Below are 12,798 nucleotides of genomic sequence, written 5' to 3'. Positions count from 1 at the left end.
ACCTGATCCAGTATGACGACGCCTACAGCCCGCCCAAGGCGGTCGAGCAGGTGCGCAAGCTGGTCGAGAGCGACGAAGTGCTGCTGACCTTCCAGATCCTCGGCACGCCGTCGAACGCCGCGGTCCAGAAGTACCTCAATTCGAAGAAGGTGCCGCAGCTGTTCGCCGCGACCGGCGCGTCGAAGTTCACGGACCCGAAGAATTTCCCCTGGACGATGGGCTTCAACCCCAACTATTTCGTCGAGGGCCGCATCTACGGCCAGTACATCATCAAGAACTACCCCAATGCCAAGATCGGCATCCTCTATCAGAACGACGACCTCGGCAAAGATTACCTGAACGGCATCAAGGCCGGCCTCGGCGACAAAGCCGCGACCATGATCGTGGCCGAAACTTCCTATGAAGTTTCCGACCCGACCATCGACTCGCAAGTCCTCAAGATCAAGGACGCGGGCGCGGACCTGTTCTTCAGCGCTTCGACGCCGAAGCAGGCGGCGCAGGCGATCAAGAAGATCGCCGAACTCGGCTGGCACCCCGTGCACATCCTCGACATCAACGCCACCTCGGTCGGCGCGGTGATGAAGCCGGCGGGTCTGGACGCCTCGAAGGGCGTGATCAGCGTCAACTACGGCAAGGATCCGCTCGATCCGACCTGGAAGGACGATCCCGGCATGAAGAAGTTTTTCGAATTCATGGCGAAGTACTACCCGGACGGCGACAAGGATTCGAGCTTCAACACCTACGGCTACTCGACAACGCAATTGCTGATCTACGTGCTCAAGCAGTGCGGCGACGATCTGACCCGCGAGAACATCATGAAGCAGGCGACCAGCCTGAAGAACGTTCAGCTCGACCTGTCGCTGCCGGGCATCGTCGCCAACACGTCGCCGACCGACTATCGGGTCAACAAGCAGTTGCAGATGATGAAGTTCAACGGCGAGCGATGGGAACTGTTCGGCCCAATCCTCGAAGACACCGGCCCCGCCGGCTGATATCGACACCTGATCGAACTGACTCAAAATCGTCATGCCCGGGCTTGTCCCGGGCATCCACGTCTTTGGGTCCGGAAACAAGAAAGACGTGGATGGCCGGGCATAGGCGAGCGGAAGCGACGCCGTCCTTCGGACGGCTATGGCCCGGCCATGACGAGACTGGGAGATTTCGCGCCGATGGTAGGGTTAAGAGTCGCTGAACTCTTGTTTCCCAACAGCTTGCGCGCCCGCCGCCGCATCAGCCTTAACCATCGCTTTACGTGCCCTTAAACCCCGCCGGCTAATCTCCCGCATCTGACGGTACGGGCGTTTTGGGTATGGCGTGGGGACGGAAAAAGGGCGGCGGACGCAAGGAGCCGCAATTCGGGCTCGCCGCAGCGCTATCGGAATTACGCCTCAGTCCGCAGGACCGCATTGCCGCCGACGACCAGACGCCGAAGAAACGTGCCCCCAGGCGCGAGACCCGGGACGCCGATGACGATCCTCCGCCTGCAAGAAAGCCGCGCGTGAGCCAAACAAGCCGCAAGCGCAAATCGGGCGGCCGCGCGCGCGGCGGTATCGCGCGCCTGTTCTACTGGGGCGCGGTGCTCGGCCTTTGGGCGGGAATCGCCATCGTCGGCGCCGTGGTCTGGGCCGGCGCGCATTTGCCGCCGATCCAGTCGCTCGAAATCCCGAAGCGGCCGCCGAACATCGAAATCACCGGCCTCGACGGCAGCGTGCTGGCAACCCGCGGCGAAATGGCCGGCAGCAATATCGCGCTGAAGGACCTGCCGCCCTATCTGCCCAAGGCTTTCATCGCGATCGAAGACCGCCGCTTCTATTCGCATTACGGCGTCGATCCGCTCGGCATCCTGCGCGCGGCGGTGGCCAATGTGCTGCACCGGGGCGTCTCGCAGGGCGGCTCGACGCTTACCCAGCAGCTCGCCAAGAACCTGTTCCTGACCCAGGAGCGCACGCTGCAGCGGAAACTGCAGGAAGCCGAACTCGCGCTCTGGCTCGAGCGCAAGCATAGCAAGGCCGAGATTCTCGAACTCTACCTCAACCGGGTCTATTTCGGCTCCGGCGCCTATGGCGTCGAAGCCGCGGCGCAACGCTATTTCGGCAAGTCCGCCAAGAATGTCACGCTGGCGGAAGCCGCGATGCTCGCCGGCCTCGTCAAGTCGCCGTCGCGGCTGGCGCCCAACCGCAACCCCGAAGGCGCCGAAAAACGCGCGCAGACCGTGCTCGCCGCGATGGCGGATGCCAAGTTCATCACGGAAGCCCAGGCGCAGGCCTCGATCGGCCATCCCTCCTATAATGTGAAGGCGGCGGGCGCCGGCACCGTCAACTACGTCGCGGACTGGATCGGCGAAGTGCTCGACGATCTGGTCGGTCAGATCGACCAGGACATCGTGGTGGAGACCACGATCGATCCGAAACTGCAGAGCGCCGCCGAATCCGCCGTCATCGACGAACTCGCGGCAAAAAGCGTGAAGTTCAATGTCAGCCAGGGCGCGCTGGTGGCGATGACGCCCGACGGCGCGGTGCGCGCCATGGTGGGCGGCCGCAATTACGCCGAAAGCCAGTACAACCGCGCGGTCACGGCCAAGCGCCAGCCGGGCTCGGCGGTCAAGCCGTTCGTCTACCTCACCGCAATCGAGGCAGGTCTCACGCCGGAGACGATCCGGCAGGATGCGCCGCTCGACGTCAAGGGCTGGAAGCCGGAGAATTACAGCCGCGAATATTTCGGCGCGGTGACCCTGACGCAGGCGCTGGCCATGTCGCTCAACACGGTTGCGGTGCGGATCGGCCTCGAAGTCGGGCCGAAGAACGTGGTGCGCACCGCGCACCGGCTTGGCATCTCCTCAAAACTTGATCCCAACGCCTCGATCGCGCTCGGCACGTCCGAAGTGTCCGTGCTCGAACTGGTCGGCGCCTATGCGCCCTTCGCCAACGGCGGCCTGGGGGTCTCCCCGCATGTCGTGACGCGGATCCGCACCGCCGACGGCAAGGTTTTGTACGCACGGCAGCCCGATCAGCTGGGCCAGGTGATCGAGCCGCGCAACGTCGCTGCCATGAACACCATGATGCAGGAGACGCTGCTGTCCGGCACCGCGCACAAGGCGGAGCTTCCCGGCTGGATGGCGGCCGGCAAGACCGGCACCAGCCAGGACTTCCGCGATGCCTGGTTCATCGGCTACACCGCCAATCTCGTCTGCGGCGTCTGGCTCGGCAATGACGACAACTCGCCGACCAAGAAGGCCACCGGCGGCGGATTGCCGGTGGAAGTCTGGACCCGATTCATGAAAGCCGCCCATCAGGGCATCGCGCCCGCGCCATTGCCGGGCTCGCAAGGCGGCGGCTTCTTTGCCAACATCGCGCAGGCTGCTTCGCAGGTGAGCGCGCCCGTGGCCAACACCCCCGCCAGCGCGGCCGTGCGGCCGGCGCCGACGCGAGCGTCGGTGCGGCCGGAAGCCGCAGGCGGGTTGGACGGCTGGCTGATGGACCGGCTGTTCGGGCGGTAGACAGGGCGAGAGTAGCCCGGATGAAGCGAAGCGAAATCCGGGGCAGATCTAACAATGGGATCGGCCGGTCCCGGATTGCGCTTCGCTCCATCCGGGCTACGACTGCACCGCGTCCGGGACACGAGCGAAGCTCGCTAGTCCTGGATCCCGTAACGATGCAGATCGTTGCCATGGGTGTCGAGCCAGGCCTTGGCGCGCTCGACATGGCCGCAGGCTTTGGCGACCACCCGCCAGAATCGCGCGGAGTGGTTCATCTCGACCAGATGCGCCACCTCGTGGGCCGCGAGATAGTCGAGCACATAAGGCGGGGCGAGGATCAGCCGCCAGGAAAACGACAGCGAGCCGGCCGAGGTGCACGATCCCCAGCGGCTCGACTGGTCGCGGATCGACAGCCGCTTCACCCGCACGCCCAGCGCAGCCGCGTAAGCCTGCGCGGACTTCTGCAGGTCGCGGCGCACTTCGCGCTTCAAATAGTCGAGCACCCGCCGCTCGATATGCTCAGGACCGCCGGCGACGCAGAGAATCCGATCGCCGCTGTCGCGCATTTCGGTCCACACCGTGCCGCGCTGGCCGGCGCGATGCACGATCCGGTGCGGAACGCCGCGCAACGGCACCACGGTACCCGGCAGAAAGGGCGCAGCCTTCGGCAAGCGGCCGAGGCGCGCGGCAATCCAGCCGCCGTGACGCTGCGCGAAATCCTTGGCGTCGGCGATGGTGCCGCGCGGCGGCATGGTCAGGATCGCTTCGCGGTCGCTCGGGTGAATCCGCAAGGTGTAGCGGCGCGCGCGCCGGTGCCGGCGCAGCCGAACCGAATAGATTTGCGAGCCGTGCTTGACCAAAAGTCGAGTCGGTTCGTAAGGCCGCCGATAAAGGAGGGCGCGAGTGGCCATGTCTGCTAGTCCGGGGATGAGAAGCTCGCCCGGATTCTGCCACATCCGCCGCCAGTGAAATCGCTCGGCGCAAAAACAAATCATTTGCCCAATATACAGGGGTTGTTCGAAAATCAGGCCCTACAGGAAGGGGCTGGATCGAATAATTTCGGCCCTAAACCCCGGTCTAATGGCCGCTCAAGCTGTGTATTTCGAACTCATTCCTTCGGGACGCGTGAATCGCCATTTCCAGAGGCCTATTCAAGGGGTTAGCCGGTCGGTCGAATCGGCGGCCGATTGCGGCCCGTTTCGCCGATCACGCCGGGAAAACCGGCGATCGGCTCGGATTCGCACCCGAAAGTCCATTTGACGCCGGATATTCGGCAAGGCAGACCGGGGCGCGCCTTCAAAAACGGAGATATCGATACGGTTCGGCGCTCATTCCGCCGCGGCGGCGAGTGAAGGCCTCGGGTTCGCCGCCGACATCATGAAATCGGAGATGCGGGGCACGATCTCCGATTTGAAACGGGAACCGTTGAACACGCCGTAGTGCCCGACGCCCTTTTGCACGTAGTGCACGCGACGGTGGGCGGGAATCGAACTGCACAGCGCATGGGTTGCTTCGGTCTGGCCGAGCCCGGAGATATCGTCGTTTTCGCCTTCCACCGTCATCAGCGCCACGCGCGTGATCTTCGAGGGGTCGACCGGCTTGCCGCGATGGGTCATCTCGCCCTTCGGCAGCGCGTGCTTGACGAACACGGTATCGACGGTCTGCAGATAATACTCCGCCGACAGGTCCATCACGGCGAGATATTCGTCATAGAAATCGCGGTGCTTGTCGACCAGGTCGCCGTCGCCCTTCACCAGGTTCTTGAACAGGGCCTTGTGGGCGTCCGTATGGCGGTCGAGATTCATGCTGATGAAGCCCGACAGCTGCAGGAAGCCCGGATAGACGTCGCGCATCACGCCCGGATGCGGAAACGGCACCTTGGTGATGACGTGGTTGCGAAACCAGTCGATACCGCGCTCGGCGGCGAGGTTGTTGACGGCGGTGGGATTGCGGCGGGTATCGATCGGGCCGCCCATCAGCGTCATCGAGATCGGCACATAGGGGTCATGCTCGGCTTCCATGATGGAGACCGCCGCCACCACGGGCACCGAAGGCTGGCACACCGCGATCACGTGCATGTTGCCGCCGAGCACATGCAGCATCTCGATGACGTAGTCGACATAGTCTTCAAGATCGAAACGGCCCGCGGCGAGCGGGACCATCCGGGCATCGGACCAATCGGTGATGTAGACTTCATGGGTCGACAGAAAAGCCTCCACCGTGCCACGCAACAGCGTCGCATAGTGCCCCGACATCGGCGCCACGATCAGCACCCGCGGCTGCGGAAAGCGCAGCGGGCGGGTGAGCTTGCGATCGAAGTACAACAGCCTGCAGAACGGCTTTTCCCACACGGTGCGGATCTCGATCGGGGTACGCACGCCGTTGACTTCGGTGTCGTTGATGCCCCATTCGGGCTTGCCGTAGCGGCGGGTGGTGCGCTCGAACAATTCGCAGCCGGCGGCGACAGACTTGCCGAATTCGGTGTGCGACCACGGATTGAGCGGATTCTGAAACAGGATCTTGGTCGCGTCGGTGACGGCACGCGCCGGATTGAGCGAGGCCTGCGCCATCTCGTACATCCAGTACATCGGCGTGGTCAGCGCCGGACTGCCTTCGTCCACCAGGGGCGGTGCGCCGCCAAACTCGCCAATCGGCATTTAATCCTCAATCCCTTTGCAGCGCAGCATAGTGCCGAATGCGTAATAATGCGTCAATGCAGAGATCGGTATAGCTACCGTGCCGGACAAGTCGAAGATTCTTCAAATACTTGGGATAAGTGACTTATTCGCCACCCCCGAGCAGCGAACCGTGGCGGCGGGCGCTCTGCAAAAGCGCAAGAAATATCCCAAATGACGCAATCAGCAGCACGGCGTTGATGGCGAGCGCATCGAGCATCAGGTCGGTTCGAAACACCTGGTTGATCAACAGCGCCCGCATGCCCTCGAATACGTAGGTCGGCGGCAGCGACCAGGCGACATATTGCAGCCAGTGCGGCAGCACCGTTACGGGATAGTAAATGCAGGCCAGCGGCATGATGCCGAACATCAGCGTCCAGACGATGCTCTCCGCGCCGAGCCCGTTGCGCAGCACCAGCCCAGAGACGAAAATCCCGACCGACCAGCTGGTGAAGATCAGATTGCAGAAGAAGGCGATCAGCGGCAGCCCGATGCCATAGAAATTGAAGTGAAACAGAAACAGCGCCAACAGCGTCATCGGAATCACGCCGATCGCGAGCCGGATCAGGCTCATGACCATCAGCGAAATCAGGAACTCGATCGGCTTTAACGGACTCATCATCAGGTTGCCGAGGTTGCGCGCCCACATTTCCTCGAGAAACGAGATCGAAAACCCGAGCTGGCCGCGAAACAGGATGTCCCACAGGATCACCGCGCCGATCAGGGTGCCGCCGGCGCGCGCGAAGAAGCCGGCATTCTGCGCGATGTAGCTCTGCAGGAAACCCCAGGTGATGATCTGCAGCGCCGGCCAGTACAGCAGTTCCAAGAGCCGCGGCCACGACGACATCAGAAGATACCAGTAGCGCAGGATCATCGCGCCGATCCGATGCGGCGAGATATCCAGAGGCAGCGCGAGGCCGGTCATGGCGCGGCCTCCCGAACGCGGCCGCGCGCGACGTCGAGAAACACTTCCTCCAGCGTCTCCCTGTTGTAGCGGGCCATGATGCCGTCGGGGGTATCGTCGTCCTCGATGCGGCCGCGCTTCAGGATGATGACGCGGTCGCACAGCCGTTCCACCTCGAGCATGTTGTGCGAGGCCAACAGGATGGTCGCGCCATGCGCCTTGCGATAGTCCATCAAATGCTGCCTGACCCAGTCGGCGGTATCGGGATCTAGCGAAGCGGTCGGCTCGTCCAGCAGCAACAATTCCGGCTGGTTGATCAGCGCTTTCGCCAGCGCCACCCGGGTCTTCTGCCCGGCGGAAAGCTTGCCGTTGGCGCGGTCGAGGAAGTCGCCGAGATCGAGATCGTCGGCGAGCTGCGCAATGCGCTCGCGCAAGCGATCGACCGCGTAGAGCTTGCCGAAGATCGTCAGGTTCTGCCGCACCGTGAGCCGCATCGGCATGTCGACATAGGGGCTTTCGAAGTTCATCCGGCCCAGCACCGCGGCGCTCTGGTCGGGCATCGAGGCGCCCAGCACCGTTATCTTGCCCGAGGTCGGCAGCACCAGGCCCATGATCATGGCGATCGTCGTGGTCTTGCCGGCACCGTTGCCGCCGAGCAGCCCAGTGATGCTGCCGCGGGCGATGGCAAACGAGATGTCGTCGACTGCGCGGGTGGTCTTGTAGACCTTGACGAGATGCGCGACCTCGATCGCCGCCGATAGGGTCGGATCGGCGGCGGGCATCGGGGAGATGGCTGCGCCGTCATTCATCATGCGGCCCGTTCATTGGGCCATTGCGGCGGCAAGTGCAAGAAGGTCGTCATGCCCGGGCTCGTCCCGGGCATCCACGTCTCTCTTGCTTCTTCGCAAAAACAAGACGTGGATGGCCGGGCATAGGCGAGCGGAAGCGACGCCGTCCTTCGGACGGTTAAGCCCGGCCATGACGGACAATACCCGCTTCAGCAAATTTGTGGCCGGGACGTCACGCCGTTAGACTGCCCGCCATGACCGACGTCGCCGCCTCCGATTTTCGCCATCCGCGCCGCCATATCCGCCTGGACACGATCCTGCGGCTGCGCTGGCTTGCGGTGCTCGGGCAACTGGTCGCGCTTTTCATCGTGGTGCAGGGGCTCGAATTCGACGTCGAGGTGGTTCCCTGCGTCGCCATCATCGGCCTCTCGGCGCTGCTCAATTTGGTGCTGCAGACCGCCTTCAATCCGATGCAGCGGCTGGAGCCGGCCTATGCCGCCGCGCTGCTGGCATTGAATATCGCCGAACTGGCCGGGCTGTTGTTCTTCACCGGCGGCCTCGAAAACCCGTTTTCGTTCCTGTTCCTCGCCCCGGTCCTGATCTCGGCCACCGCGCTGCCGGTGCGGCTGACGATCGCGCTCGGCGCATTCGCCGTCGCCTGCGCCTCGGTGCTGGTCTATTTCCATCTGCCGCTGCCATGGGACAGCGATGATCCGCTGGTGCTGCCGCCGATCTATCTGCTCGGCGTCTGGCTTTCGATCGTGCTGGCGATCGGGGTCACCAGCCTCTATGCGTTCCAGGTCACCGAGGAAGCCCGCAAGCTGTCGGACGCGCTGGCCGCGACCGAACTGGTCTTGACCCGCGAACAGCATCTCACCCAGCTCGACGGGCTAGCGGCGGCGGCCGCGCACGAACTCGGCACGCCGCTTTCGACGATTTTCCTGATCTCGCGCGAACTGGAGAAGAGCCTGGGCGACAACAGCCAGCTTTCCGGCGACATCAAGACGTTGCGGGAACAGGCGCAGCGCTGCCGCGACATCCTGGCCAAGATCACGCAATTGTCGGCGACCGGCGCGCCGTTCGACCACATGAAGCTGTCGACGCTGATCGAGGAAATCGTGGCGCCGCATCGCGATTTCGGCGTCACGATCAAGGTCCGGATCGCGGTCGCCGGCGCAGCCGAGCCGGTCGGCAGCCGCAATCCGGCGATCCTCTATGGCGTCGGCAACATCCTGGAAAACGCCGTCGATTTCGCGCGGACCACGGTGGAGGTGAATGCGTGGTGGAACAGCGAGACGGTGGAGATCATGATCTCCGACGATGGGCCGGGATTTGCCCCCGACATCATCAAGCGGATTGGAGAACCCTATCTGTCGCGGCGCAAGAGCACCGAGGAAACCCCGCTCGAGCCCAAGGGCGACCATCAGGGCCTCGGCTTGGGCGTCTTCATCGCCCGCACGCTGCTGGAGCGGACCGGCGCCAAGGTCTCCTTCTCCAACCGGATCTTTCCGGATCACGGCGCGGTGGTCCAGATCGCCTGGCCGCGCGACCGCTTCGAGACCGCCGAAACGCCTGCCGAGCCGGACTCTTAGATCACGCTCGCGGCGGTCAGAGCATTTTCGGCCAAGGGAAACGTTAGCTGCGCACACCGAAAACGCGCTCCAAGCGGCCCACAGCTAGGAACATCTTCGAAATTCAGCAACGCACACGTCCCAAATTTTGGAGTAATTGTTCCAATCGGGAAATGTATCGCGATTGGCCATGACGCGGCTAACGTTTCCAATTGTGGTGCGAACGACATGTGATTCAAAGGTGATATCCTGATACTCATCCCACTTAGTTTTGGTGTTCGGGGCAGGATATCGCCCCGACCAAATGATCGTTGCGGTTAAGAGATCAAGCGTTCGACGCTGATTGTCGCTTAACATAACCGACGCCTTGTCAGACAGTACAAGAAGATCATGACCGTCCCCACGGCTTGGAATGCCAATACACTTTTGTGCAAGGATAGCTTTGAGTATTAGCTCGATCGAGAGCGCCGCGTTGAATGCGAATGGGCGGGTATCGGACGGTATGCGATCTCGAAACTCATCCAATAATTCCGCGGCCGCGCGGTAGCCTAGAGCCAAGGAGTGCCACGCCTTGGCGTCCTTCGATACTCTGGCTTGCGTATAACCGATGCTCTCTCGGTATTTCTTCCAATCGATCATAAACTATCCACCGGGCTCAGGTATATTAACTTCGTCCATAGCGCCGCATGAATAACATCGCCACTTTTCGTGAAAGTAACGCTCTCGATCAAATGGGCTGTGCCTAAAGCGGTAGCGATCTTGCATTCGCATGTCCCGCTCTCCGCAGTAAGGACACTTGCGAAAGGGCGATGGCGCTGCTGGCGTTTCACTTAGCCTGCCAAGCTTCTCCTCTAATTCGGCCACTCTCGCATTTAACCGGAAGGCCAGCGCAATTTGTTTCGCTGGCCACTTGATGTATCCCCAAACTAAGGACGCAAAGCTGTAAGCAGCGCCTAGAAATCCTGCTGAGATTGGGTCTGGCATCGGCGCTTAGGTGCGGCTCGGGTCGTGTTGACGGCTCTCAGTGTGACCGCACGATGTATTATCGCACCTCAATTTTCGTTGCTGTACGCCCATGTCGCCAAATATTGGGTCGGGTTCAACCGAAATAATGGCGAGCCTTCCTGTTCTGCAAATTGGACACAGTTCAAGTCCGGCACGCGCCTTTTCCTTTGGGTCTGGGGCATGCTCACGTTTCAAGGGATAGCCTGGATGATCCTCGCTACCTTCAACATTGCATTTACAGCGGGGACAGACGAGGGTCACCGAACCGTATGTGTTCCGAGTCATCTGAAGGATCGATTTTTCGCCACGCTGGTAGCAGTCGCTGCATATGCAATGAATCGGTTCACCATTTAGCATCCCTGATTTGACAACATGGGCAAAACCTCCAGCACCGATTTCCGCGAGTTCGTAGCGCTGCTTCTCTGCCTCCCAACTCTCAAGCTTGGTAATCTTGGCTTCAAGATCGCGGATGCGCTGGGTCAGATCAACTTGTGCAATATTGGCATCAAGCGCGCTCTGTTGGGCGGACAGGATTATTCCATTTAGTTCGATGGCCTTCGCCTGAAGCATCGCTCCATCGCGTATGCCGATCATTGCTTTCGTGATTTCGCCGACCGCCTTGAGAGATGACGCGAGACCCGAAATAGCGGCCATATCTACCATCACTCCAACTCCAATTCTTCGTTCCCGACGCAAGGTCCGTCGCAAAAGCGAAAACTATGCGATCGCGGATTTCAGATAGCTAATTCCATATTTGAAAGCCGACGGGCTTCCGCCAAGATCGACCGTAATATTCCAATATCCGTTTTGCGGGACCACAATTCGTGCGGGCAGCTTCACGAAATGACCCCCGTGGTAATTGTGAGCCCCATTGTTCTTGAAACTCCGAAAGTCTGCATCACCCATCACTCGCACATTGCATTGATGCGAGCATTGAACGACGACGACATCGCCAGCATTCAGGTATTCACGGGCGTGTACGAAGCGCATGATTCGGCTCCTGGGAACTGGGCCGATCTGGACGACATGGAAAGACTCAGGATCGCTCCTGCTACTGTCCAAAGCCTGCGATCAGCCCCTCAACTGATATGCAGGACCGAGGGTTACTCCTACGGAATGCCTCGGCTCTATTTGCGATTGATGCTGATTCTCGGTCCCAGCGCAATAAATGTTCCGGGTTTGTCCACCTCTTCACAATCCGCAACCGTCTAACCGCAAAACTCGTATCTACCTTAGCGGAATACATGTTTGGCACTACTTTGTGCGGCCTTGGCAGCACCACTTTCCCACGCCATATCTTGGGTGCCCGACCAAAGGATGGACCCTTCTCGTGAACGCCATCGCCGAACTGACCGGCCACCCCGACCGCTCGCTGCTGATTGTGGAAGACGACAAGCCGTTCCTGGAGCGGCTGTCGCGCGCCATGGAAACCCGCGGTTTTACCGTGACATCCTGCGACAGCGTCAGCGACGGCCTGGCGCAGATCGGCAAGGCGGCGCCGGCGTTTGCGGTGGTCGATTTGCGGCTCGGCGACGGCAACGGGCTCGACGTGGTGTCGGCTTTGAAGCGCAAGCGCCCCGACGCGCGCGCCATCGTGCTGACCGGCTACGGCAATATCGCCACCGCCGTCACCGCGGTGAAAATGGGCGCGGTGGATTATCTCTCAAAACCGGCCGACGCCGATGATGTGGTTGCAGCCCTGCTCGCCAGCGGCACCGAGAAGTCCGAGCCGCCGCAAAATCCGATGTCGGCCGACCGGGTGCGCTGGGAGCACATCCAGCGCATCTACGAGATGTGCAACCGTAACGTCTCGGAAACCGCGCGCCGGCTGAACATGCATCGCCGTACCCTGCAGCGCATCCTCGCCAAGCGCGCGCCGCGCTAGGTCGCGCCGGCCCAAACGGCTCGGGCCGGCGACGTACTTCGGATTTGAATTTCAAATGGCTTGCCTTGGCGTCTTGAGAGCATGATTCAACTGTATTGAATCATGCTTCAGGCGACTTCCCGAGGGGCATTTGCGATCAGCGGATACGCTCGCTCGAAAGGCGCCGGCTTTCCGATCGCATAGCCCTGGGCATAGTCCACGCCAATTTCACGCAGGGTTTCCAGAATCTCGTTGCTCTCGACGAATTCGGCGACGGTGCGCTTGCCCATCACCCTGGCGACATGAACGATCATTTCGACCATGGCGCGATCGATCTTGCTATTCAGTATTTCCGTTACAAAGCTGCCATCGATCTTGATGAGGTCGACCGGGAGATGTTTCAGGTAGGAGAATGACGACATGCCGGTGCCGAAATCGTCAAGCGAGAAGCGGCAACCCAGCTTCTTGAGTGCCTGAATGAAGCGCTTGGCGCTGGGCAGATTGGTGATCGCGCTG

The 12,798-nt window shown here is 61.4% G+C and carries 12 protein-coding genes; 4 read left to right on the top strand and 8 right to left on the bottom strand.

Annotated features, from left to right (window positions below; all coding sequences use genetic code 11):
• The coding region (locus VK804_RS23685; RefSeq protein ID WP_325374748.1) for an ABC transporter substrate-binding protein at positions 1 to 992 on the top strand (992 nt) is incomplete at its 5' end.
• Between the two features lie 317 nt (positions 993 to 1,309).
• Positions 1,310 to 3,496: a penicillin-binding protein 1A gene (locus VK804_RS23680; protein ID WP_325374747.1), complete on the top strand. Its 2,187-nt coding sequence runs from the start codon at positions 1,310 to 1,312 to the stop codon at positions 3,494 to 3,496.
• Between the two features lie 134 nt (positions 3,497 to 3,630).
• Here the strand turns inward: VK804_RS23680 and VK804_RS23675 are convergent, their stop codons facing one another.
• The 4 genes from VK804_RS23675 to VK804_RS23660 form a co-directional block, all read right to left on the bottom strand.
• Positions 3,631 to 4,470, bottom strand: a complete 840-nt coding sequence (locus VK804_RS23675) for a SprT family zinc-dependent metalloprotease (protein ID WP_325374746.1) — start codon at positions 4,468 to 4,470, stop codon at positions 3,631 to 3,633.
• 333 nt (positions 4,471 to 4,803) lie between these two features.
• Positions 4,804 to 6,132 (bottom strand): polyhydroxyalkanoate depolymerase, encoded by a 1,329-nt coding sequence (locus tag VK804_RS23670; protein WP_325374745.1) that lies wholly within the window; start codon positions 6,130 to 6,132, stop codon positions 4,804 to 4,806.
• 124 nt (positions 6,133 to 6,256) lie between these two features.
• The gene (locus VK804_RS23665; protein WP_325374744.1) at positions 6,257 to 7,075 is read right to left on the bottom strand and encodes an ABC transporter permease; all 819 of its coding nucleotides are present in this window, start codon (positions 7,073 to 7,075) and stop codon (positions 6,257 to 6,259) included.
• Positions 7,072 to 7,866: an ABC transporter ATP-binding protein gene (locus VK804_RS23660; protein WP_325374743.1), complete on the bottom strand. Its 795-nt coding sequence runs from the start codon at positions 7,864 to 7,866 to the stop codon at positions 7,072 to 7,074. Before VK804_RS23660 ends, VK804_RS23665 begins: the two co-directional genes overlap by 4 nt.
• A gap of 230 nt (positions 7,867 to 8,096) precedes the next feature.
• Between VK804_RS23660 and VK804_RS23655 the strand changes: the two genes are divergently transcribed.
• A complete protein-coding gene (locus VK804_RS23655) occupies positions 8,097 to 9,434 on the top strand; it encodes an ActS/PrrB/RegB family redox-sensitive histidine kinase (protein ID WP_325374741.1) in 1,338 nt (445 codons plus the stop codon).
• Positions 9,435 to 9,518: 84 nt separating this feature from the next.
• Here the strand turns inward: VK804_RS23655 and VK804_RS23650 are convergent, their stop codons facing one another.
• From VK804_RS23650 to VK804_RS23640, 3 genes are all read right to left on the bottom strand, one after another.
• Positions 9,519 to 10,052, bottom strand: coding sequence for a hypothetical protein (locus tag VK804_RS23650; RefSeq protein WP_325374739.1), 534 nt, complete (start codon positions 10,050 to 10,052; stop codon positions 9,519 to 9,521).
• Between the two features lie 351 nt (positions 10,053 to 10,403).
• A complete protein-coding gene (locus tag VK804_RS23645; protein ID WP_325374737.1) occupies positions 10,404 to 11,081 on the bottom strand; it encodes a hypothetical protein in 678 nt (225 codons plus the stop codon).
• Positions 11,082 to 11,135: 54 nt separating this feature from the next.
• Positions 11,136 to 11,408, bottom strand: a complete 273-nt coding sequence (locus VK804_RS23640) for a DUF1883 domain-containing protein (RefSeq protein ID WP_325374735.1) — start codon at positions 11,406 to 11,408, stop codon at positions 11,136 to 11,138.
• Between the two features lie 340 nt (positions 11,409 to 11,748).
• Here VK804_RS23640 and VK804_RS23635 point away from each other — a divergent pair, with 340 nt between their 5' ends.
• Positions 11,749 to 12,303: an ActR/PrrA/RegA family redox response regulator transcription factor gene (locus VK804_RS23635; RefSeq protein WP_325374733.1), complete on the top strand. Its 555-nt coding sequence runs from the start codon at positions 11,749 to 11,751 to the stop codon at positions 12,301 to 12,303.
• Between the two features lie 107 nt (positions 12,304 to 12,410).
• Here VK804_RS23635 and VK804_RS23630 read toward each other — a convergent pair.
• A partial coding sequence (locus tag VK804_RS23630; RefSeq protein ID WP_325374732.1) for an EAL domain-containing protein occupies positions 12,411 to 12,798 on the bottom strand: 388 nt, incomplete at its 5' end.

Source organism: Bradyrhizobium sp. (assembly GCF_035484855.1).
GTDB lineage: Bacteria > Pseudomonadota > Alphaproteobacteria > Rhizobiales > Xanthobacteraceae > Bradyrhizobium.
The sequence above is the reverse complement of the archived record's forward strand: the minus strand, read 5'-3'. Positions and strand labels throughout refer to the sequence as shown.